The following is a 23,267-nucleotide window of genomic DNA, read 5'->3' as shown; positions in this document are numbered from 1 at the left end:
TCTCCTCATTATAAGTTATTCACAACCACCAAAACGGCGATGACGCTGTTGATAACTGATTAATGCTTGTTCAAAAATATGCTGATCAAAATCAGGCCAAAGTACATCGGTAAAATAAAATTCTGCATAGGCAATTTGCCATAACAAAAAATTACTAATACGTTGTTCGCCACTAGTACGAATCAAAAGATCCACAGGAGGTTGCTCACCCGTGATTAACGCTTGTTGAAAATGCGCTTGGTCAATTTGCGAGAGTTCTAACTGTCCTTGCTGTACTTGCAGCGCAAGCTGTTTAGCCGCCTGAACAATATCCCAACAACCACTATAATTTGCCGCAATGTTTAAGGTAAGTGCGGTGTTATTTTGTGTTAATTTTTCAGCTTTATAAATTTTTTCCTGTAAATTTTCACTAAATTGGGAAACATCGCCTAAAATTTTTAGGCAAATATTATTTTTATGCAATTTTCCCACCTCAAGATCTAAGGCTTGCATAAATAAGCTCATTAAAGAGTTGACTTCTGTTTCTGGTCGTCCCCAATTTTCCTGACTAAAAGCATATAGGGTAAGGTGTTTAATCCCCATTTTTAGCGCATAGCCTACGGATTGGCGTACCGCATTTACCGCATTTTTATGACCAAAAATACGCATTTTCCCTTTTTGTTTCGCCCAACGTCCATTACCGTCCATAATAATGGCAACATGTTGAGGAATATTTTGAGGATCTAATTGTGTCATTGAGTACTCATTATTTGTTAATAACCAATCATATATCATCGTATCATTCAATTTTCGGCACAATATAACATAAGCACTTAACCTGAAAAACTTAAAATATATTGTCTTGCGGTTTCACGGGCAAGATGATCCACCTCGATAACTTGCTCAACGGCTTCGATCTTCTGTGGCGATATTGTTTCAACCACATATTGATTTACCCGAGCAATATCCGTAAATTTTATTTGCGCCGCTAAAAATGCCTCCACTGCAATTTCATTCGCCGCATTGATTGCCGTAGTGGCATATTGTCCTGCTTGAAATGCCTCTATGGCTAATTGTAAGCAAGGGTAACGCTGATAATCTGGTGGCATAAACGTCAAGCCATCAAGTTGATAAAAATCTAAGGGAGCAACACCAGCCTTGATCCGTTGTGGATAAGCCATTGAATGAGCAATAGGTGTACGCATATCAGGGTTACCCATTTGAGCCAACACAGAACCATCGAGATAACGCACCATAGAATGAATAATTGATTGAGGATGAATAATTACCTCCATTTCATCTTGGCTAGCATTAAATAACCAACGGGCTTCAATATATTCTAATCCCTTATTCATCATCGTGGCAGAATCCACCGAAATTTTCTTGCCCATTGACCAATTTGGGTGAGCGACAGCTTGTGCAGGAGTAATCTCAGCAAATTCGGTTAATGGTTTATGGCGAAATGGCCCCCCAGACCCCGTAAGAACAATTTTACTGATCCCTAATGAAGATAAAGGACAAAAACCAATTTGTTGTTGAGCGGCTAAAGGTAATGCCTGAAAAATGGCATTATGCTCACTATCCACAGGCAATAACTCAGCCTTATGCTGACGGACTTGCTGCATAAATAAACCGCCACAAGTCACCAAGGCTTCTTTATTGGCTAATAATACCCGTTTTCCTGCTTTTATTGCCGCCAAAGTAGGCAATAAACCTGCTGCCCCCACAATCGCTGCCATTACCTGATCCACATCAGAATGTGCCGCTAATTCACAAATTGCAGAGATACCGCTTAACACTTTGGTAGAAGATTGATAAGCCACTAATTGTTGTTGTAATGCTTTTGCGGCTTGTGCATCAGCTAACGCAACAAAGTGCGGTTTAAATTGCAAACATTGTTGCAACATCAAACTGACATTCTTTCCACCCACCAAGGCAAAAACTTGATATTGTTGAGGATTATGCTCAATGACAGAAAGCGTGCTTTTCCCAATGGATCCCGTGGAACCAAGAATCGTGATCTTTTTCATTTTTCTCTTGAGGGCTAATATAAAGAAAAAGCAGGAACAATGATTGTCCCTACTTAATAGAAAATAATAAAAATTAGAAATCCATTAATTCTTTTTCTTTATCTGCCAAAGTTTCATCAACTTTCTTAATATAAAGATCGGTAATTTTTTGGATTTCATCTTGAGCTTTGCGTTCTTCGTCTTCCGTAATTTCTTTATCTTTCAACAAAGCCTTGATTTTATCATTGGCATCACGGCGTACATTACGAATTGCAATTTTACCTTGCTCACCTTCGCCTTTTACAATTTTAATTAAATCACGACGACGCTCTTCCGTTAATGGTGGCAATGGCACACGAATAGTTGTCCCCGCAGAAGAAGGGTTTAAACCTAAATCAGAGGTTAAAATCGCTTTTTCTACAGCTTGAATTAATGAGCGATCAAATACAGTAACTGCTAAAGTACGCGCATCTTCTGCCACCACATTAGCGAGCTGACGTAATGGCGTTGCCGCCCCATAATAATCTACTTGAATACCATCTAATAAACTTGGTTGTGCACGTCCAGTACGGATTTTTGCAATATGCCCCTTAAATGTTTCAAGGCTTTTTTCCATACGATCTTGTGTATCTTTTTTAATTTCGTTAATCACGTTGTTTCCTCATTAATTAAATTAGTTACAAATTAAAGTGCCTTCATCTTCGCCTAATACGACACGTTTTAACGCACCTGGTTTGCTCATATTAAAAACTCTAATCGGCAAGCCATGATCCCTAGCTAATGTAAAGGCAGCCAAATCCATCACTTGTAATTCACGTTCAATCACATCCGCATAAGATAATTGCTGATATAATTTCGCCTGTGGATTCTTCACAGGATCACAATCATAAACGCCATCAACTTTAGTAGCTTTTAACACCACATCGGCTTCAATCTCAATACCACGCAAACAAGCCGCAGAATCTGTCGTAAAAAATGGACTTCCTGTTCCCGCAGAAAAAATCACAACACGCTTTTCTCTTAACATTTTAATGGCTTCAGACCAGTTATAAGTATCACAAATACCATTTAATTGAAATGCTGACATTAATTTTGCATTAACATCGGCACGATGTAAAGAATCACGCATTGCCAAACCATTCATAACGGTAGCCAACATTCCCATATGATCACCCACCACACGATTCATTCCAGCTTTAGCCAGTTTAGCACCACGGAATAAATTCCCCCCGCCAAGTACCACACCAACTTCAACGCCTAATTCCACTAATTCCTTAATTTCTAACGCCATACGATCCAAAATAGAAGGATCAATACCAAATCCCTCTTCGCCTTGTAAGGCTTCACCACTTAGTTTCAGCAAAATGCGTTTATATACGGGTTTGCTCATTATTTACTCCTTAAGAATTATGGACATAAAATTCTCGCTATTATAAATCATCATTGTTGTGGAGAAAATAGAAAATCCATTTATCACAAATAGTTTTTTGATAATTAAATAATAACTTTATGTGTTTATATCAAAAACTCTTAGCTATCACCGCATAACCCGTTTGTACACCTTCTATTTGATAGTTGCTTTCAGCACAAATAAAAGCACTTTGTCCTTGTTCAAGCTCGAGGGTTTCTTGAGCATTACTGAGTTGAATTTTACCCTGCATAACCAATAGAATTTCGGCATTTTCTGCTTGATGTTGGTATTGTTGTCCTTGTTGGTAACATAGCTGAGTTAAGGCAAAATCTTTGGCAGGAGTTGGATAAGTATAATATTGTTGCGTGGCAGGCTGGATAATTTTGGGAGTGATTTCTTGATAATCGATGACCTTTAATAATTCTTGAATATCAATATGTTTAGGGGTAAGACCGCCACGGATCACATTGTCGGATTCTGCCATTAATTCTATATTTTGTCCGCGTAGATAAGCGTGAGGAATGCCTGCGGCCTGATAAATGCCTTCACCTGTTTTGAGGTGGACAAGATTAAATAAGTAGAAACACATTAATCCTGCATCAAGTTTTTGTGGATCAAGTTGCATACTGTCAACGGTATAGCATACCCAATAATCAGGATCAGTGAGGGGCAGTGTTTTACCTTGATTTTGTTCTAAAATCGGTGTGAGCCATGGGGCTAATTGGGTATTGTCCGCTTGCATAATCATTGTGTAGAAGCTAGCAAGATCCTGTTGCGTTAATTGTTCGGCAAGAGGAGTGAGAGAAGGACGTATTTTTAAACTGTCAATAATTTGTTGTTTAGGTTTAAAACCATGTAATAACCAGAAATCGGATAAAGCAATCATCATTTCAGGTTTATGATTATCATCTTTATAAGTGCGTTTACTGTGGGTTAGGGGGATATTTTGTTGATTTTCTCGTGCAAAGCCTAATTCAGCTTGTTGTTTTGTTGGGTGAAGCTGAATGGATAAGGGTTCTTTGACATCTAACACTTTGAGCAAATAAGGAAGCCGATTACCAAATTTTTGTCTACTTTGTTGCCCAAGTGCGGTGGGATTTTGCTGTAAAAATTGATTTAAGGGAATTGGCTTTTGCTCTTTTTCTATGATTGCAGGTGCAGCGGAATGTGCTCCTAACCAAAGTTCTGCATAGTGGGAATGGTTAGCTTGGATATTTAATAGATGAGGAATATATTGATTACCGCCCCATACATAATGTTGAATGGTGCCTTTGAGTTTATAAATGTTGGTCATTGTTTTTCTCTAATGTTTGCACAAAGTTGGGTTGGATAATGTTTAGCTGGGCAAGGATCGTTAAAACCTTAGGTAATTGTTGAGCTTGTTCAATAAGTATGATTAAGCGTTTTCCGTTGTTGAGATCGATGACTAAAGCATTATCCGAGGTGACATTAATGGCGTGAATTTTAGCATAACCAATAAAAATATTGCCATAGAAAAAGCCGTTGGGTTTGAGCAAGAGGACTGGCGAGCGGATAAATGCGGCGTAAATGGTGAGTAAGATAATGGTGGCTAATAAATAAAAGGAAAGTGGCTTGAGATTATCAAGGCTTTGATAAATGACTAAGCATAAGAGTGCAATAAAAATCAAAGCGTCCATTTTTGCCCGCTTTTTTAACCGCACTTTTAAGAGGGTTTTGCCTTGCCAATGATCCATACCCACTTGATCATACAAGGCATAACATAAGAATAAGAGGATACCGATAAATAATAAGATGTTAATCATATTTACTACTATGGATAAAAAGGACACGCCTTAGGGCGTATCCTGTTTGAAGGAAAAATTAAGCTAAAATACCAGTCCAAGCACCAAAGATACCAAGGGCAAAGAAACCAATGATGATCCAAAGAGCATTGACACGATTACGTAATAACCACATACAAGCAAAGGTAAGCAGTAATGGTAATAAACCCGGCATTAAGCTATCCAAAACATTTTGTACGGTGGTAACTTCAATGGTGCCGTCTTGTTTTGGTATGGTGGACATGACTAATGGTACGTTGATACTCGTCCATTTTTGCACCAATGCCCCCATAATAAATAACCCTAGGATTGAAGCCCCTTCAGTTAATTTTTGCAATAAGCCGCCACTCATATCGCCAACAATATCTAGACCTTTACGATACCCATAAGTTACGCCAAAATAGCGAGTGGCTAAACGTACAAGGTTAAATAATAGGAAGAATAAGACTGGGCCTAATAAACTTCCCGTTAAAGCCAAATTTGCCCCAAGTGCCGCAAATACGGGACGCGCTGTTCCCCAATAGATAGGATCACCCACCCCCGCCAAAGGCCCCATTAAGCCCACTTTAATTCCGTTAATCGCCGCATCATCAATTTCTTTACCATTCGCACGTTCTTCTTCCATCGCAATGGTAACCCCTAATACAGGTGCCGCAACGAAAGGTTGGGTATTAAAAAATTCTAAATGGCGTTTAATCGCATCTTTACGTTCTTGTGAATTTGGATCAGGGTAAAGACGTTTGATAACGGGTACCATAGAATATGCAAAACCTAAGGCTTGCATACGTTCAAAGTTCCACGAACCTTGAAAAAGATTTGAGCGAAGTACAACGGCATTTAAATCTTTTTGTGTTACTTTTTTCTCTGTCATCGTTTTTATCCTATTAGTCTAATCTGTTATCAAGATCGTTATTATTGGTCGTTTGTACAACCACTTGTTTGTTTTGGTTATATTTAGGGTGTAATTGAATATAAAGCAAAGCAGTAATGGTGCCTAATACCCCTAATGCCACAAGGTTAAAATCGGTAAAGCCTGCCACCACAAAACCAGCATAGAAAAATGGCATTAAATGACCAGAACGCATCATATTGATAACCATGGCATAACCCACAATGGCGATAAAGCCCCCAGCAATTTTTAATCCCATCGTGATAACTTCTGGAATACTATGCAACATCGTTTGGACGGTATCTGTCCCCGCGGTCAACACCACAAGTAAGGAAGGAATAGCAATACGCATCGCTTGTAATAATAATGCAGTGCAATGTAAAACATCGAGTTTAAAGAGATTGCCTGTTTCCACTGCTTTATCGGCTGCGTGTTGGAAACCTACGGTAATCGCACGAACCACATAGGTCAAAACTTGACCCGCCGCGGCAAGTGGAATGGCTAAAGCAATAGCAGTAGGAATATCTTGTCTACCAACAATCACCAAAATAGTGGACACCACAGAGGCGAGCGCTGCATCAGGTGCTAAAGCTGCCCCAATATTCATCCAACCAAGAGCAAGTAATTCAAGCGTACCACCAACAATAATACCTGTTGTCATATCGCCTAACACTAAACCAATCAGAGTACAAGCAATTAACGGGCGATGTGTTTGCCATTCATCAAGAATCGATCCCATACCGCAAATACAAGAAATCAGAAAAACGAGTATAATTTGAAATGTTGAAATTTCCATAAGTTTGTCCTTAGATTAAGTTATTTTTCTTTAACAAATCCATCATATATTGACGGCTATCATTGGATACTTTACGCACATCAAGTTCAATATTACGGGCAGCAATATTTTTAAATGCCTCAATATCTTGTTGATCCACAGAAACCGCACTGGTAATCATTTTTTTACCTTCTCGGTATGCCATACCACCAATATTAATAGATTGCATTGGCACGCCAGCATCAAGTAAACGCACAATATCCGTTGGATTAGTGAATAAAAGCATAACACGATCATTACCGTATTCAGGATTGTTATAAACTCGCACCATTTTATCCACATTCACAACATGAGCAGTAACCCCTGGTGGAGCCACACTTTTTAACATAGTAGAACGCACTTGATCTTTGGCAACATCATCATTTACCACAATAATACGGCTAACTTTACTTTCTTTTGTCCAGCGTGTCGCGACTTGCCCATGGATAAGGCGATCATCAATACGTACTAAGCCAAAGCTCATACGCTTACCATTATCTACGACTGGAGATTGAGGCGTTGCCTGTTGAGCAACCGCAGCGGCAGATTCTGAGGATTTTTCTGCATCTTGCTCTTGATATTTTAAGGCTCTTACCCCTAAACGCCCAGCTTCTAAAGCAACTTCTACCAGTTCATTAAGCTCAGGATCATCATCTCTTGCCATAAAAGTTTCGACCAACATTGGCACATTGACCCCGGTAACAATATCCATATTCTCTTTACCATCGGCGATACGATTCGCTGCATTGAATGGGCTACCGCCCCAAGTATCAACTAAAAATAATACTTGCTGACAATGTGCTAAATCCTTATCAAGTTTATCTTGATATTTTTCCATAATCGTTTCAGCATTTTCGCCAGCAACAAAATCAATATAAGCAACATTTTCTTGTTCACCAATAAGCATTTCTGTTGTTTTTAACAACTGCTCAGCGGCGACACCATGGGTTGCTATGATAATCGCAATACTCATCTATTCTCCTTAAATTTAAATAAAATAATAAATACCAAATGATTTGTATGCGGCGCCAAGTCTAGCGGAAAATCCCTTAACGAAATATGACGAACTTCACAAAATTGAAATTTCATATGAAAAAATAAGGCTGATTTGGTGTGATTGAATAGATTTTGTGCTTTGAATAGGACTAAAATACTCCTTATTGAGTATGGGTATAGTGGTTTCAATTAATTATCGCCCCACTTTAAAATAAGAAGATACTTAGAATACAACATATAAATATAACGAAGTACACCACCCCTACATTATTTTAAAGTATAACAACTATAGTATAAGAGATAAAAGCCTTAGCAATATCAGAAACAAAAGTGCGGTCAAAAAATCAATATTTTTGACCGCACTTTTTATTTTTACGTTATTTAATTTGGATTATAAATTAAACACCGCAAATAACACCAAGATTGAATATAAGGTAGATAAACCATAAAAGATTAAACCACCCGCAGGCACATGGATTTTAAAATCGTGCATACCATGGTGAATACGGTGCATTGCTCCCCATACTGGGAAGATTAATAGTACTAAAATAAATAATTTACCAATAATGGTTTGTGAAAAAGCGACGAGATTTTCCACGCCACCATCAATGAGTCCAAAGGGAAGTAAAAAACCAAAGATTAAGACTAAAATTGGATAGAACATGGCACTAACCGTTGTTCCTGCACCAAAAAGTAACCATACAACAGGTTCATTGGAACGTTTTGGATCTGTTTTCATACTTTCTCCCAATTATCGATAAATTAATACTAAAGCAATAATGCTTACTAAGGCTGTGGCAATCCAAAGGGCAATGGTAATGATATTTGGATTAAGGCGTTCATTTTTTACCACAATATTTAATACCTTAGGTGTCATTACATAATATGTTACGGTATTTAATAATACCGCTGCCAAGGTGATTAAATTCAGGATAACCACAATAGGGTTTTGTAAGAACGGAATAAAATGTTGTTTTACTCCTTCAACGCCGCCACCTAAGCAAATTACCCCATAAAAAAGGATAAGGCTAAACCATAAGGTAGGAATTGCAGTGGCTTCACGAAATACATAAAGTTTGTAAAAATCTAATTTTGTCCACCAATTTGCTTTCATTTCACGCACATATTTGCGTCTTTTACTGGTTGTTGTCGTCATTTTCCTCTCCTTATTTCTGTGGTCTTAACATGGCAATAACGTAGTCTTTGGAACTTTCTACTTTGCCTTGGTTGACTGCCGCAGCAGGATCCACATGTTTTGGACACACTTCAGAACAATAACCCACAAAGGTACAGCTCCATACCCCATTTTTACCATTGATGATCTTCATACGTTCTTCTTTACCATGATCACGATTATCAAGGTTATAACGATGAGCAAGGGTTAAGGCAGCTGGGCCGACAAATTCTGGATTTAAACCAAATTGCGGGCAAGCGGCATAACATAGACCACAATTAATACACATTGAGAAAGTACGGTATTTTTCTAATTGTGCCGGCGTTTGTTTGGTACGACTTTTAGCCAGCTCTGAAGATGGATGAGGTTTACCATCTAATGCAGGGGCTTTGTTGCCAATAATGTAAGGTTTAATGGCTTCTAAACTTTCAATAAAATGGCTTAAATCTACCACTAGATCCCGCTCAATTGGGAAATTAGCCAAGGGTTCAATACGCATATGACCACTGTAATCACGCAAGAAAGTTTTGCAAGCCAATTTTGGTTTATTATTTACCATCATACCGCAAGAACCACAAATCGCCATACGGCAAGACCAACGATAAGATAATTCAGGCTCAAGTTGATCTTTAATATAGCCTAAAGCATCAAGCAATGAAGTTTGGCTATCGTAAGGCACTTGATAACTTTTTAAGTACGGCTCTTTATCTTCTTCGGGATTATAACGCAGTACCTCAATATTCATCATTTGTTGATTTATCATCTGCTTACTCCTTTCCTTTTGCGGCTTCTTGGGCTTCAGCTTCTGCCCCATACACACGTTTCGCTGGTTGAGATTTTGTGATTTTCACATCACTATATTCAATGCGTGGCATACCACTTTCATTGTAAAATGCCAGAGTATGTTTCAAATAATTGACATCGTCACGTTCGGTGTAGTCTAAACGTTGGTGTGCACCACGAGATTCTTTGCGTTCAATGGCTGAGTTGGCAATAGATTGTGCCACATCCAAAATATAGCCTAATTCAACGGTATATAACACGTTGGTATTAAAGACACTAGAACGATCAGCGATACGAATACGTTTATAACGTTCTTTTAATTCAGCGATTTTATCTACAGTTTTTTGCATACTTTCTTGGGTACGATAAATTCCGCAACCCTCTTCCATAGAATCGCCCATTTCATCACGAATTTGTGACCAAGATTCATTCCCCTCTTGGTTATAGAGAGCTTGTAAACGATTAACCACATCTTGGGCTTGAGCATCTACGGCGGTTTGATTTGCAGCGGTGGCTTCTACGGCACGTTGTGCAGCATATTCCCCAGCGACACGACCTAATACCAATAATTCCGCTAAAGAGTTAGAGCCTAAACGGTTTGCACCATGTAAACCTGATGAAGCACATTCACCCACAGCAAATAACCCTTTAATACGTGTTTCACTATTGAAATCAACCTCAATACCGCCCATGGTGTAATGTACAACAGGACGAACAGGAATTGGCGCTTTAGCAGGATCAACGCCCTCATAAGCACTGGCTAGTTCACAAATAAATGGCAAACGTTCGTGTAAATATTTTTCCCCTAAATGACGCAAGTCAAGATGAACTACATCAACCCCTTTTGCCGTTTTTAAAGTATTACCTTTACGCCATTCTTGCCAGAAGGCTTGTGAAACTTTATCACGAGGTCCTAATTCCATATATTTGTTTTCAGGTTTACCAATTGGCGTTTCAGGGCCTAGACCATAATCTTGTAAATAACGATAACCATCTTTATTGACCAAAATACCGCCTTCACCACGACATCCCTCGGTCATCAAAATCCCTGTATTTGGCAAGCCTGTTGGGTGATATTGCACAAACTCCATATCACGCAAAGGTACACCATGGCGATAAGCCATAGATAAACCATCGCCCGTTACAATACCGCCATTGGTATTGAAACGGAACGCACGACAACCACCGCCCGTAGCAATAACTACCGCATTGGCATTGATTTGGACAATTGTTCCTTCCATCATATTCATCGCCACTAAACCGCGAGCATGACCATCATCAACAAGAATATCAAGCACAAAATGCTCATCAAAACGCACGATTTGCGGAAATTGAATAGAGGTTTGGAATAAAGTATGTAATAAATGGAAACCAGTTTTATCGGCGGCAAACCAAGTACGCTCAATTTTCATACCACCAAAACGGCGAACATTCACATCGCCATCAGCTTTACGACTCCAAGGACAACCCCAACGCTCCAATTGCGTCATCTCCACTGGGGAATGCTCCACAAAATATTCCACCACATCTTGCTCACATAACCAGTCGCCACCCGCTACGGTATCGTGAAAATGTTTATCATAAGAATCTTCTTCTTTAATCACCGCAGCAGCCCCACCTTCCGCCGCAACGGTATGACTACGCATAGGATAGACTTTTGATACTAATGCAACTTTGAGATTCGGATTTGCTTCCGCAGCAGCGATTGCAGCACGTAAGCCACCGCCACCAGCACCAATAATTGCAATATCGACATTAATACTTTGCACGATATTCCTCCAAGAATTAACAAGAGTAAGATTAAAAATAAAAAATTTCCTTTTTATTAGGGTAAAGTTATTCTGCCATTATTTACGCAGGGATTTAACTTTTTTTTATAGAAAAACCAAGAAATTATTCCATTTCGTGATCTACCTCAAAAAAGTTAATTGAATGAATTAGTTATCATTTTTATTTGCATATTGAGAATAAAAATCTTTATGGATTTTTATGAAAATTATTATCAAATGGTGTAAGGAGCTTGCTTTGAGGATTAGGGAGGGGAAGTGCGGTGAGTTTTGAATGCGGATTTTATAATTTTTTCAATTTAAAATCATTCAAAAATCAACCGCACTTTTAATGTTTTAATAGGTTCTACACAAAAAAATCCCCTCAGCAAGCAAGGGGATTATTTATGATGATAATAACAAGATTATAAATTATGCTTCAATGCCGTCAAATAATACGGTGCTGAGATAACGTTCCGAAGCGGATGGTAAAATCACTACGATTTCTTTATCGGCAAATTCAGGTAACTTGGCTAAACGATCTGCGGCGGCGAGGGCGGCTCCTGAGGAAATTCCTCCTAAGATCCCTTCTTCCGCCATTAAGCGGCGAGCATATTGTACGGCGGTATCGCTATCTACGGTTTCTACACGATCCACTAAAGATAAATCTAAGTTTTTCGGGATAAAGCCTGCACCAATACCTTGAATTTTATGTGGGCCAGGTTTTACTTCTTCTCCAGCACGAGTTTGACTAATCACTGGAGATTCCGCTGGCTCAACAGCAACGGATACAATCTGTTTACCTTTTTCTTGTTTAATGTAACGGCTAACACCTGTAATTGTACCGCCAGTGCCTACGCCAGCCACTAACACGTCCACATTTCCTTCTGTATCATTCCAAATTTCAGGACCAGTGGTTTTTTGATGAATATCAGGGTTGGCTGGGTTTTCAAACTGTTTTAGCATAATATAGCGGTTTGGATCAGAGTTAGCTATTTCTTCCGCTTTGGCGATAGCCCCTTTCATTCCCTTTGCCCCTTCGGTCAAGACTAAATTAACCCCTAAGCCTTTTAATAGTCTTCTACGCTCTAAACTCATAGTTTCAGGCATGGTTAGGGTAATTTTATAGCCACGAGCCGCTGCTACATAAGCTAAGGCGATACCGGTATTACCACTGGTGGCATCAACGATTTCTTTGTCTGCCTTGAGAATACCCTCTTTTTCTGCTTGCCATACCATATTAGCACCAATACGGCATTTCACGCTAAAACTTGGATTGCGTGATTCAATTTTGGCAAGAATATTGCCATTACCAAAATGTTTTAAACGGACTAACGGGGTATTACCAATGGTTAGTGAATTATCTGCATAAACGGTCATTTGTATCTCCTTGGATATGATGTTGTTATTAGCGATTTATTCTGCATTATTTTTAACATAGCCTTTTATATGTAAAAAATAGTTATTTGCTATATTTTATAACTAAATGCTATTTTAATGCAGGAATATTATGGACTTGTTTGTCTTTATTCACTTGGGCATTAGGTAATTTTGTACGATATTGTTCTACCCACATTGCCGTTGCACCACAAACTGCCACAGGAATAATTAAAAAGTTGACGAGAGGCACAAAGGCACAAAGTGCCACCAAACTGCCAAATGTGGTATTTAACACAGGTTTTTGAGCAAGTTGATCACGCATTGTGCGGAAAGAAATTTTATGATTATCAAAAGGATAGTCGCAATATTGAATGGCTAACATCCAAGCGGTAAAAATAAACATCAACACAGGCGCAATAGTTTGTCCTAAAGCGGGAACAAAACCCAATAGGAATAAAAATAATAATCTTGGTAGGCTATAACAAAGTTTTTGCCATTCACGTTTGAGCATACGAGGAATATCTTTAACAAAATCCCACATATTGCCAGTAGAAAAGTCTTCGCCTGTAAGCATTTTTTCCACTTTTTCTGCTAATAAACCATTAAAAGGGGCAGAAATAAAGCCAGCCAAGGTGGTAAAAATAAAGTAGAAAACTAAGAGGATCATAATGATAGCCAACACTAAGATAACAGAACTTAGCCAGTCAAGCCAATCAGGCATAACATCAACAAACCACGCCGTAAACAGGGAAAGTTGAGATAAGGCAAACCAAAAAATAGCACTAAGTAGCAAGATATTAATCACAATAGGCAAGATCACAAAACGGCGTAAGCCTTTTTGCCCAATCAGTTGCCAACCTTGAATAAAATAACCAATTCCTGAAGTTAATTCTTTATGCATATTTTTCTCCATAAGGATTTACTTACTCTGATGAATAAATTCTCGGATTAACTTATAAAAATAGAAAAAAATGTGGTAAGCTAATCGCTAAATTTTTTCTTATTATATCGGCAAACACCGAGATTTTTAACTTGAATACCAGGTGATTTGTGAGATATGGATAAATAACAAGCAATAGAATGGGTTAAGAATGGATCTGAATACAATTTTGATTATCTTGGGCATACTTGCACTTGTCATATTAATTGCCCATGGATTATGGTCAAGTCGACGTGAAAAAACGCATTTTTTCAAAAACGCTAACACCTTTACACGAGATGGGCGAGTTGAGCAAAATGTGAATGACATAAATACAAAACAAAGCGATCCATTAATGGCAATGCCTGTTCAACAAGCAGGTCAATTACATCAACAGCAACAACCTTTAACTGTTCAAATGGAACCACAAACGGCAGAGACCGATCAGGCTTATCCTATTCAACAAGGATTAGACTTTGAGGCAAATATTACCGAGACTGTTGAGCGTTTTGATGAAGCGGTTTCTCCTCGACCGAGTCATCAAGAAGTTTCTTTAGAACAAGCGGTTAATGAAATAAAAATTACCTTACCTAACCCGCCCAAAGCGGAAAAGGCTGAACCTGTTTACTATGATATGTCCTCAAGCCCACGAGCTAATACAGCTCATCAAGCGAGTTATTCCTCGCCGTCTCCCACTTACCAATATCAGCAAGCCAACACCACCCAGACACAACAATCGGATTTAGCTTACCGTTCTATTGCAGATATTGAAGCAAGTTTAGGCGAAGAGGGCGTGAATTTATCTTCACAAGTCTTACGGGAACAATTAGCAACCGCCTCATTACAGGGTAAATCAGGGGCAAATAGTGCAACAGGCTTAAATCAGACTTATGAGGAACCACAGTCTTTAGAAGAGAAGCAACAAAATGTCGCTCAAGCCTCCCAAGCAACCACGAATCAGCAAGCTCAAGATTTTATTGTGCTTTATGTAGTGGCACCAGAAAATCGGGAGTTTAACGGCGGACATCTTGCTCAAGCCTTAGAAGAACTTGGTTTTGTGTATAGTGATGAAGGCATTTTTAATCGTCATTTAGACACCATGGCAAGCCCAGTCCTTTATAGCGTGGCGAATATTCATCAACCGGGTACTTTTGACTTAAATAATATGACGGACTTTAGCACCATCGGTGTAGCGATCTTTATGCAATTAACGGGCAATGCAAATGATCGTGTGAATTTTATTTACCTATGTCAAGATGCCAAAAATTTAGCAGATAAATTGGCTGGCTATGTATTAGATGAACAACAAGAACTCTTTACCGAACAAACTAAAGCCAATTATCTTGCTCGTTTAAATTAATGATTTAAGTGAAGAAATTTTAGTAAAACCGACCACACTTTTAGGGCTATAAAAGTGCGGTTTGTTTTGAAATATTTTTTATTTAGGAATAATGAGATTAAACCTATGCAGCAATCACTAGAACAGCAACTTGAGCAGTTACGTCAACAGTTGCGTCATTATGAATATCAATATCATGTGTTAGATGAACCGACCATTCCTGATGCGGAATATGATCGGTTAATGAACCAACTAAAAACCTTGGAGCAACAATATCCTGAGCTTGTTAGTGCCGATTCGCCGACTCAACGAGTGGGGGCAAAGCCTTTAACCAGTTTTGCTCAAGTACGCCACGAGATTCCGATGTTATCATTAGATAATGCCTTTTCTGATCAAGAGTTTTATGGCTTTGTGAAACGTATTCAAGAACGTTTAGGTTATAGTCATGATGATCTCACTTTTTGTTGTGAGCCTAAACTAGACGGTTTAGCGGTCAGTATTTTGTATGAGAATGGTATATTGACTCAAGGGGCAACACGGGGTGATGGCAGTACAGGAGAGGATATTACCCTCAATATTCGTACTATTCGCAATATTCCCTTGCAATTATTAATGGATAACCCACCTGCTCGCTTAGAAGTGCGGGGGGAAGTGTTTATGTCACAGGCTGGTTTTGAACAATTAAATGAGCGAGCTTTGGCACGAGGCGAAAAAACCTTTGCCAATCCACGTAATGCGGCAGCAGGATCATTACGCCAACTTGATCCAAAAATTACTCGTCAACGTCCTTTAGTGTTTAATGCTTATGGCATTGGTATTGCCGAAGGCGTGGAATTGCCTGATACCCAGTTTGCTCGTTTACAATGGTTAAAGCAGATTGGTATTCCCATTAATCAAGAGATAGCCTTATGCCAAGGTAGCGAACAGGTGCTTGAGTTTTACCGCCAAATTGGGCAAAAGCGAGATAAATTAGGCTATGATATTGACGGTACAGTATTAAAAATCAATGAAATAGCCTTACAACAACAGCTAGGTTTTGTGTCCAAAGCGCCAAGATGGGCAATCGCTTACAAATTCCCTGCTCAAGAACAATTAACCACCTTAAAAGCGGTGGAGTTTCAAGTGGGAAGAACGGGGGCAATTACCCCAGTAGCAAAACTTGAGCCTGTTTTTGTGGCTGGGGTAACCGTCAGCAATGCCACTTTGCATAATGGCGATGAAATTGCACGTTTAAATATTGCCATTGGCGATACGGTAATTGTTCGCCGTGCGGGCGATGTGATTCCACAAATTATTGGTGTCGTGCCTGAACGCCGTCCAGCTTATGCTCAAGCCATTGAATTTCCTACTCAATGCCCTGTGTGTGATTCTGCCATTATTCGTATTGAGGGCGAGGCTGTGGCGCGTTGTACGGGGGGATTAATTTGTCCAGCACAACGCAAAGAGGCATTAAAACATTTTGTATCACGCCGAGCGATGGATATTGATGGGGTAGGTGTTAAATTAATTGAGCAATTAGTGGATCGTGAATTGGTACATACTCCAGCGGACTTGTTTAAATTGGATTTGATGACCTTAATGCGATTAGATCGTATGGGGGCAAAATCTGCGGAAAATGCCTTAAATAGTCTAACGAAAGCCAAACATACTAGCCTTGCTCGTTTTATTTTTGCTTTGGGTATTCGTGATGTGGGCGAAGCAACCGCATTGAATTTAGCTAATCATTTCAAAACCTTAACGGCATTAAGACAAGCGGATATTGAACAGCTTAAAGCGGTGCAAGATGTGGGCGATGTGGTGGCAAATCGCATTTATCTGTTCTGGCAAGAACCCCATAATGTTGCTGTGGTGGAAGATTTAATGGCTCAAGGCATACATTGGGACGAAATACAAGCTCCGCAAGCGGCAAGCGACAACCCATTTAAGGATAAAACAGTGGTACTGACTGGCACATTAACCCAAATGGGGCGTAATGAGGCAAAAGCCTTGCTACAACAGCTTGGTGCGAAAGTGACAGGTAGTGTATCCGCCAAAACCGATTTTGTGATTGCAGGTGATAATGCAGGTTCAAAATTAACTAAAGCACAAGAGTTAAATATTCCTGTTTTAACGGAGCAAGATTTTTTAGACGTGGTGAATTAAGGGATAATCCTCTCTATTGAGAGGATTTTTTATAGGCGTTTCAGTGGGGATTGTTTAACGAGGGGGCGACTATAAATTTAACATAATGAATTTATTAGATAAAAATATTTATCCTTACCACAAACTAGCGTATGATAACCATTATTTATTGATCTCATATTTAATCCCTTAATATGCAAAAAACTCGACAACGCCATCTACAAAAATGGCTTAGACAACAACAAAAGCCTATAAAAAAATACTTAAATTTCAATACATTATTAGCAAGTGTTAGTGCGATTATCTTGGTGGGACAAACGGCTTTGCTTGCCTATTTGCTCGATCATTTGATTATGCAACAGACTGCACGTTCAGAATTAATACTTCCCTTTTTATTACTTATTTTAGGATTTGCTTTGCGGGCAGGAATACTTTGGTTAAGGGAACGTATTGGGTTTCGTTGTGGTCAGCAATTACGTAATCTTTTACGACAAAAAATTATAGAAAAAATTCATCAAGTAGGCCCAGCAACCATTCAGCAAAAACCTGCTGGAGCTTGGTCAAGTATTATGCTAGAACAGGTTGAAAACTTGCATAATTTTTATGCTCGTTATTTGCCCCAGCAAATGCTTTCCCTTATTGTACCTATTGTGATTTTAATTGCTATATTGCCCTTAAATTGGGTTGCTGCGGCAATTTTATTGGTTACAGCACCGCTTATTCCTATTTTTATGATTTTAGTGGGTCTTGCTGCTGCCGACAGTAGCCAACGTAATATGACGACTTTAGCACGCCTTAGTGCACAATTTTTAGATCGATTACAAGGATTAGAAACATTACGATTATTTAACCAAACTCAGCAACAAACTCAGCATATTGAAAAAAGTACAGAAGATTTTCGTAAAACCACTATGGACGTATTAAAAATGGCGTTCCTCTCTTCTGCGGTATTAGAGTTTTTTACGTCTATTTCCATTGCGATTATGGCGGTTTATTTTGGATTTAGTTACTTAGGTCAATTAGATTTTGGTCATTATGATACAGGGATTACACTTTTTACGGGGTTTTTCTGTTTAATTCTTGCTCCTGAATTTTATCAACCTCTCCGAGATTTAGGCACCTATTATCACGATCGCTCTGCGGCTATTGGGGCAGCAGATGCCATTGAAGCCTTTTTACAACAAGAGGTTCTTACCTCACAATATGAGCAACAAAAAATCTCTCTTGAGCAAGGGATCAGTATTGAGGCTGAAGATTTAGTCATACTTTCACCTCAAGGACAGCCATTAAGCCAGCCTTTAACTTTTTCCCTTCCCACACATAGTCATACTGCCTTAGTAGGGCAAAGCGGTGCAGGAAAAAGCTCATTAATGAATGTATTACTGGGTTTTTTACCTTATGAAGGTAGTTTAAAAATCAATGGGCAAGAACTCAAACAAACGGATTTGTCTTTATGGCGTAAACATATTGCTTGGGTTGGGCAAAACCCTTTGTTATTACAAGGGAGTATAAAAGAAAATTTATTATTAGGTGATATCCAAGCAAATGAGCAACAAATTGAACAAGCCTTGGAACAAGCTCTCGCCAAAGAATTTACCGATCGATTAGGTTTAGATTATGAAATTAAAGAGGGCGGAATTGGTCTTTCTGTTGGTCAGGCTCAACGTTTAGCTATTGCTCGAGCTTTATTAAAACAAAGTAAGTTATTATTGCTTGATGAGCCTACTGCTAGCCTTGATGCACAATCTGAAAACCAAGTATTAAAAAGTTTACAGCAAATAAGTCGCAAACAAACAACCTTAATGATTACTCATCGTATAGAAGATTTGCAACAATGCGACCAAATTTTAGTGATGCAACAAGGCAAAATCTTGCAACAGGGACATTTTTCACAATTAAAAAACTCTGGCTTCTTTGCTCAATTATTAGCCGACAGACATTTGGAAATTCATTAATATGCGTACATTATTCCCTTTTATCCGTTTGTTTAAGCATAATAAATTTCAGCTTTTTCTAGGTATTTTACTGATGATAACGGGGCTTGTCGCCAGTATTGGCTTGCTTACCTTATCAGGCTGGTTTCTTGCCGCCACCGCCATTGCGGGCGCTGGCACATTATTTAACTTTTTTTATCCTTCAGCGGGAGTAAGAGGATTAGCCATAGGACGTACAGCGGCGCGTTATGTGGAAAAAATTGTTACTCATGATGTTACATTTCGTATTCTTGCTAAATTACGCGTCAATATTTTTACAAAAATTATTCCCTTATCGCCTGCCGTATTAAACCACTATCGCCATAGTGATTTACTTAACCGTCTCGTGGCGGATGTTGATACCTTAGATAGCTTATATTTACGCTTAATTGCACCTTTTATTAGTGCCATAGTGGTTATTTTAGGCATTGTTATTGGGCTAAGTTTTATCCATCTTTATATTGCCTTATTTATTAGCTTAACTTTACTTTTATTATTACTTGTTATCCCAACGCTCTTTTATCATTTAGGCAAAAAATTTGGTCATCATTTAGTGCAACAACGTGCCAATTACCGAACTCAGTTTATTGAATATATCCAAGCCCAAGCGGAATTGTTGTTATTTAACGCTCAAACATCACGTCAAAAAACGCTTAATCAAACTGAGCAACAATGGCAAAGTTATCAAGCTAAAGAAGCAAATTTATCTGGTTTTTCCACCGCACTTTTATTATTTTGTAATGGATTATTAGTCACTGCTGTACTATGGTTAGTTGCTAATGCTGATTTAGGACAAGGTCTATACAAAGCAGCAATGATTGCCTTATTCACATTTTGTGCCTTAGCCACCTTTGAAATTCTCATGCCTATTGGTGCGGCATTTTTACATATAGGGCAAGTCATCGCCTCGGCAGAACGTGTCAATGAAATAACAACACAATCACCTTTAGTCAGTTTTCATGGTACCCAAGATTGGCAAACAGTTAGCCCATCAGCCCCCCTTATTCAAATGGAGGCATTAAGTTTCTCTTACCCACAACAAACATATCCAGCTTTACAAAATATCAACTTAACCCTTTACCAAGGACAAAAAGTCGCGATTTTAGGAAAAACAGGAAGTGGGAAATCAAGTTTATTACAACTATTGGTACGCAATTATGATCCTAGCCAAGGTAAACTATTATTAAATGGGCATAGTATTGAATGTTATCAAGAAAATGTATTACGCGAACAAATTTGTATGCTAACACAACGCGTACATATTTTTAGCGATACTTTACGCAATAATCTACAAATAGCCACTAAACATCCGCTAAGCGAACAGCGAATAACCCAAGTATTACAGCAAGTAGGTTTAGCACATTTACTTAATAATGAACAAGGTCTTGACCTCTGGTTAGGAGACGGAGGGCGTCCTCTTTCTGGTGGAGAGCAACGTCGCTTAGGTCTCGCAAGAGTTTTATTGAATGATGCCCCAATATTATTATTAGACGAACCTACAGAAGGATTAGACCGAGAAACAGAGAGACAAATTCTGACTTTATTGCTTAATCATAGTGAAAACAAAACGCTGATTATGGTAACGCACCGCTTAACCGATTTGGAAAAATTTGACCAATTATATCTTATTGATAACGCACAGCTTATTGAACAAGGAAGTTATGATCACTTATTAGAAACAAAGGGGTATTTTAGTCAGTTAGTCAATCGTATTGATTAGAATTTAAAAGAGGAGGGAGAATGGGCGGAAGCCCTCCCAGCTTAGACTCGGCACACAAACATTCCGACTTTGGCTGCTTTCTTCCGAACCTGACCGAGTAAATCAGAGGTTGTTGCGAGGAACCGAAAGGACTTCCATTGATATATGTAGTAAAACTACGCAGGCTATTATGCTATAGAGCCAAAATGATTGCAAAGGTTTTAAACAAATTAATGTCTAATTGAATAAAAAATAATAAAGGGGAAAAATTTCCCCTTTAATTCTATAGGATCTAAGTTGAAATAAAACAAGCCTAAACCACTTATCCCATTAATCACCAATAATACCAATGCCACCCATATAAGGTCTTAATACTTCTGGTACAATAATTGAACCATCGGCTTGTTGATAATTCTCCAAAATTGCAACCAGTGTACGTCCTACCGCTAAGCCAGAACCATTTAATGTATGCACCAAACGCGTTTTCTTATCGCCTTTGGTACGGCAACGGGCTTGCATTCTACGAGCTTGAAAATCCCACATATTAGAACAAGAAGAAATCTCACGATAGGTATTTTGTGCAGGTAACCATACCTCCAAATCATAAGTCTTACAAGCGCCAAATCCCATATCTCCACTACAAAGCAAAACTTTACGATAAGGCAAATTAAGCAATTGCAACACACGCTCAGCATGCCCCGTTAATTCTTCTAATGCCTCCATAGAATTTTCTGGGGCAACAATTTGCACCATTTCCACTTTATCAAATTGATGCATACGAATTAAGCCCCTTGTATCTCGCCCATAAGATCCAGCCTCAGAACGGAAACAAGGTGTATGTGCTGTCATTTTTAGAGGTAAATTTTCCTCATCAAGAATTTCATCACGCACAAGATTTGTAACAGGCACTTCCGCAGTAGGGATTAACGCATAGGGTTGCTCACCCTCTAAAGGTTTGGTATGGAAAAGATCTTCGCCAAATTTTGGCAACTGACCTGTACCATATAAAGTCGTATGATTCACTAAATAAGGTACATAAGTTTCTGTGTAGCCATGTTGTTCAGTATGTAAATCTAACATAAATTGCGCTAAGGCTCGGTGTAATTTAGAAATTTGTCCTTTCATTACCGCAAAACGTGCTCCACTTAATTTTACACCTGCCGCAAAGTCAAGCCCATGTAATTGCTCGCCTAAAGCCACATGATCTTTTACTTCAAAATCAAAGGTTTTTGGTGTCCCCCAACGCAAAATCTCTAAATTATCCGTTTCATCTTTGCCTAAAGGGACTTCATCAGCAGGAATATTAGGGATGGTTAAAGCTATTTGATTTAACTCTGCTAAAACCTCTTCTAAATGACTTTTAGCAAGCGTTAATTCCACTCCCATATGATCGACTTCGGATAATAAAGCACTAATATCTTCACCTCTTGCTTTAGCTGCCCCAATCGCTTTAGAACGGGCATTCCGCTCTGCTTGCAAAGATTCGGTTTGGACTTGTAAGGCTTTACGCTTTTCCTCCAACTGACTAATTTTATCAACGTCTAACTCAAAATTACGTCTTATTTTTAATTTCTCCGCCACTTCAGCTAAATTATTACGTAATAGATTCGGATCAATCATATTCTATTCCTATTTGATTATATTTATTATTGAGTTAATTATTCTAGATCGATTTATATTGTTTTTCAAAAATTTATCACTGGTTTTAGGAAAAACTTTCAATAAAGTGCGGTGGTTTTTGGGGATTTTTATGAAGAAGAATATAAATTAGATAACAAAAAACCCCTGTTGCCTAACAACAGGGGTCTCTTCAATTTAATAACCTGGCGGTGACCTACTCTCACATGGGGAGACCCCACACTACCATCGGCGTTACGGCGTTTCACTTCTGAGTTCGGCATGGGGTCAGGTGGGACCACCGCACTATCGCCGCCAAGATAATCCTTTCGATGATTGACGTCTCTTCTCAATTATCTGTCGTCTGTTTTATCTGCTTATCTGCTGTCTTTTCTTTATTCTTTATTCTTCTCTCTAACTTCAAAAACAAGCTGTCTACCTTAAACTCTCTATTCTCTCTCATCTGAGCCTTTCTTCTTTCTTCTTTATTCTTCACTACCCCGCAAAAACACTACAGCGTTGTATAGTTAAGCCTCTCGGGCAATTAGTACTGGTTAGCTCAACGTCTCACAACGCTTACACACCCAGCCTATCTA

Annotated in this window: 20 protein-coding genes, 1 rRNA gene and 1 other RNA gene; 4 read left to right on the top strand and 18 right to left on the bottom strand. The window is 38.8% G+C overall.

The window, feature by feature from the left end; genetic code table 11:
- Window positions 1–15: 15 nt before the first annotated feature.
- The 15 genes from uppS to cysZ form a co-directional block, all read right to left on the bottom strand.
- Entirely contained in the window at window positions 16–735 is a 720-nt protein-coding gene (gene uppS, locus EV694_RS00115; protein ID WP_132687539.1) for a polyprenyl diphosphate synthase, read from the bottom strand.
- A 77-nt stretch (window positions 736–812) separates the two neighbouring features.
- Window positions 813–2,009: a 1-deoxy-D-xylulose-5-phosphate reductoisomerase gene (gene ispC / locus EV694_RS00110; protein WP_132687537.1), complete on the bottom strand. Its 1,197-nt coding sequence runs from the start codon at window positions 2,007–2,009 to the stop codon at window positions 813–815.
- Between the two features lie 73 nt (window positions 2,010–2,082).
- Window positions 2,083–2,640, bottom strand: coding sequence for a ribosome recycling factor (gene frr, locus EV694_RS00105; protein ID WP_132687535.1), 558 nt, complete (start codon window positions 2,638–2,640; stop codon window positions 2,083–2,085).
- Between the two features lie 21 nt (window positions 2,641–2,661).
- Window positions 2,662–3,378 carry a UMP kinase gene (gene pyrH / locus EV694_RS00100; protein ID WP_132687532.1) on the bottom strand — a complete coding sequence of 239 codons (717 nt, stop codon included), beginning with the start codon at window positions 3,376–3,378 and terminating at the stop codon, window positions 2,662–2,664.
- A gap of 130 nt (window positions 3,379–3,508) precedes the next feature.
- Window positions 3,509–4,693: a mannose-6-phosphate isomerase, class I gene (gene manA, locus EV694_RS00095; protein ID WP_132687530.1), complete on the bottom strand. Its 1,185-nt coding sequence runs from the start codon at window positions 4,691–4,693 to the stop codon at window positions 3,509–3,511.
- On the bottom strand, window positions 4,677–5,183 hold the full coding sequence (locus tag EV694_RS00090; RefSeq protein WP_132687527.1) for a DUF986 family protein: 507 nt from the start codon (window positions 5,181–5,183) through the stop codon (window positions 4,677–4,679). The genes manA and EV694_RS00090 overlap by 17 nt, the downstream gene beginning before the upstream one ends.
- Before the next feature lie 58 nt (window positions 5,184–5,241).
- On the bottom strand, window positions 5,242–6,072 hold the full coding sequence (locus EV694_RS00085) for a PTS mannose transporter subunit IID (protein ID WP_132687525.1): 831 nt from the start codon (window positions 6,070–6,072) through the stop codon (window positions 5,242–5,244).
- Between the two features lie 13 nt (window positions 6,073–6,085).
- Window positions 6,086–6,886: a PTS mannose/fructose/sorbose transporter subunit IIC gene (locus tag EV694_RS00080; protein WP_132687523.1), complete on the bottom strand. Its 801-nt coding sequence runs from the start codon at window positions 6,884–6,886 to the stop codon at window positions 6,086–6,088.
- A gap of 10 nt (window positions 6,887–6,896) precedes the next feature.
- On the bottom strand, window positions 6,897–7,877 hold the full coding sequence (gene manX / locus EV694_RS00075; protein ID WP_132687520.1) for a PTS mannose transporter subunit IIAB: 981 nt from the start codon (window positions 7,875–7,877) through the stop codon (window positions 6,897–6,899).
- 414 nt (window positions 7,878–8,291) lie between these two features.
- Complete coding sequence (frdD, locus tag EV694_RS00070; protein WP_132687518.1) at window positions 8,292–8,639, bottom strand: fumarate reductase subunit FrdD; 348 nt, start codon at window positions 8,637–8,639, stop codon at window positions 8,292–8,294.
- A gap of 12 nt (window positions 8,640–8,651) precedes the next feature.
- Window positions 8,652–9,056: a fumarate reductase subunit FrdC gene (gene frdC / locus EV694_RS00065; RefSeq protein WP_132687516.1), complete on the bottom strand. Its 405-nt coding sequence runs from the start codon at window positions 9,054–9,056 to the stop codon at window positions 8,652–8,654.
- A 10-nt stretch (window positions 9,057–9,066) separates the two neighbouring features.
- Window positions 9,067–9,837 carry a succinate dehydrogenase/fumarate reductase iron-sulfur subunit gene (locus tag EV694_RS00060; protein WP_132687513.1) on the bottom strand — a complete coding sequence of 257 codons (771 nt, stop codon included), beginning with the start codon at window positions 9,835–9,837 and terminating at the stop codon, window positions 9,067–9,069.
- A 4-nt stretch (window positions 9,838–9,841) separates the two neighbouring features.
- Window positions 9,842–11,626 carry a fumarate reductase (quinol) flavoprotein subunit gene (frdA, locus tag EV694_RS00055; protein WP_132687511.1) on the bottom strand — a complete coding sequence of 595 codons (1,785 nt, stop codon included), beginning with the start codon at window positions 11,624–11,626 and terminating at the stop codon, window positions 9,842–9,844.
- 429 nt (window positions 11,627–12,055) lie between these two features.
- Window positions 12,056–13,003, bottom strand: a complete 948-nt coding sequence (cysK, locus tag EV694_RS00050) for a cysteine synthase A (protein ID WP_132687508.1) — start codon at window positions 13,001–13,003, stop codon at window positions 12,056–12,058.
- Window positions 13,004–13,112: 109 nt separating this feature from the next.
- On the bottom strand, window positions 13,113–13,904 hold the full coding sequence (gene cysZ / locus EV694_RS00045; protein ID WP_132687505.1) for a sulfate transporter CysZ: 792 nt from the start codon (window positions 13,902–13,904) through the stop codon (window positions 13,113–13,115).
- A 190-nt stretch (window positions 13,905–14,094) separates the two neighbouring features.
- Between cysZ and zipA the strand changes: the two genes are divergently transcribed.
- From zipA to cydC, 4 genes are all read left to right on the top strand, one after another.
- Entirely contained in the window at window positions 14,095–15,282 is a 1,188-nt protein-coding gene (gene zipA / locus EV694_RS00040) for a cell division protein ZipA (protein ID WP_132687503.1), read from the top strand.
- Between the two features lie 105 nt (window positions 15,283–15,387).
- Window positions 15,388–17,403, top strand: coding sequence for an NAD-dependent DNA ligase LigA (gene ligA, locus EV694_RS00035; protein ID WP_132687501.1), 2,016 nt, complete (start codon window positions 15,388–15,390; stop codon window positions 17,401–17,403).
- Between the two features lie 173 nt (window positions 17,404–17,576).
- On the top strand, window positions 17,577–19,337 hold the full coding sequence (cydD, locus tag EV694_RS00030) for a heme ABC transporter permease/ATP-binding protein CydD (RefSeq protein WP_132687498.1): 1,761 nt from the start codon (window positions 17,577–17,579) through the stop codon (window positions 19,335–19,337).
- Between the two features lies 1 nt (window position 19,338).
- Window positions 19,339–21,075 carry a heme ABC transporter ATP-binding protein/permease CydC gene (gene cydC, locus EV694_RS00025; protein ID WP_132687496.1) on the top strand — a complete coding sequence of 579 codons (1,737 nt, stop codon included), beginning with the start codon at window positions 19,339–19,341 and terminating at the stop codon, window positions 21,073–21,075.
- 31 nt (window positions 21,076–21,106) lie between these two features.
- Here the strand turns inward: cydC and ffs are convergent.
- From ffs to rrf, 3 genes are all read right to left on the bottom strand, one after another.
- An RNA gene (gene ffs, locus EV694_RS00020) (signal recognition particle sRNA small type) lies at window positions 21,107–21,203 on the bottom strand.
- Window positions 21,204–21,384: 181 nt separating this feature from the next.
- Window positions 21,385–22,674 (bottom strand): serine--tRNA ligase, encoded by a 1,290-nt coding sequence (gene serS, locus EV694_RS00015; protein ID WP_132687493.1) that lies wholly within the window; start codon window positions 22,672–22,674, stop codon window positions 21,385–21,387.
- A 201-nt stretch (window positions 22,675–22,875) separates the two neighbouring features.
- Window positions 22,876–22,991 (bottom strand): 5S ribosomal RNA (gene rrf, locus EV694_RS00010).
- Between the last annotated feature and the right edge of the window lie 276 nt (window positions 22,992–23,267).

It is taken from the genome of Volucribacter psittacicida, from assembly GCF_004339025.1.
GTDB lineage: Bacteria > Pseudomonadota > Gammaproteobacteria > Enterobacterales > Pasteurellaceae > Volucribacter > Volucribacter psittacicida.
Note: the sequence above shows the minus strand (reverse complement) of the source record. Positions and strands in the feature narration are given on the sequence as shown.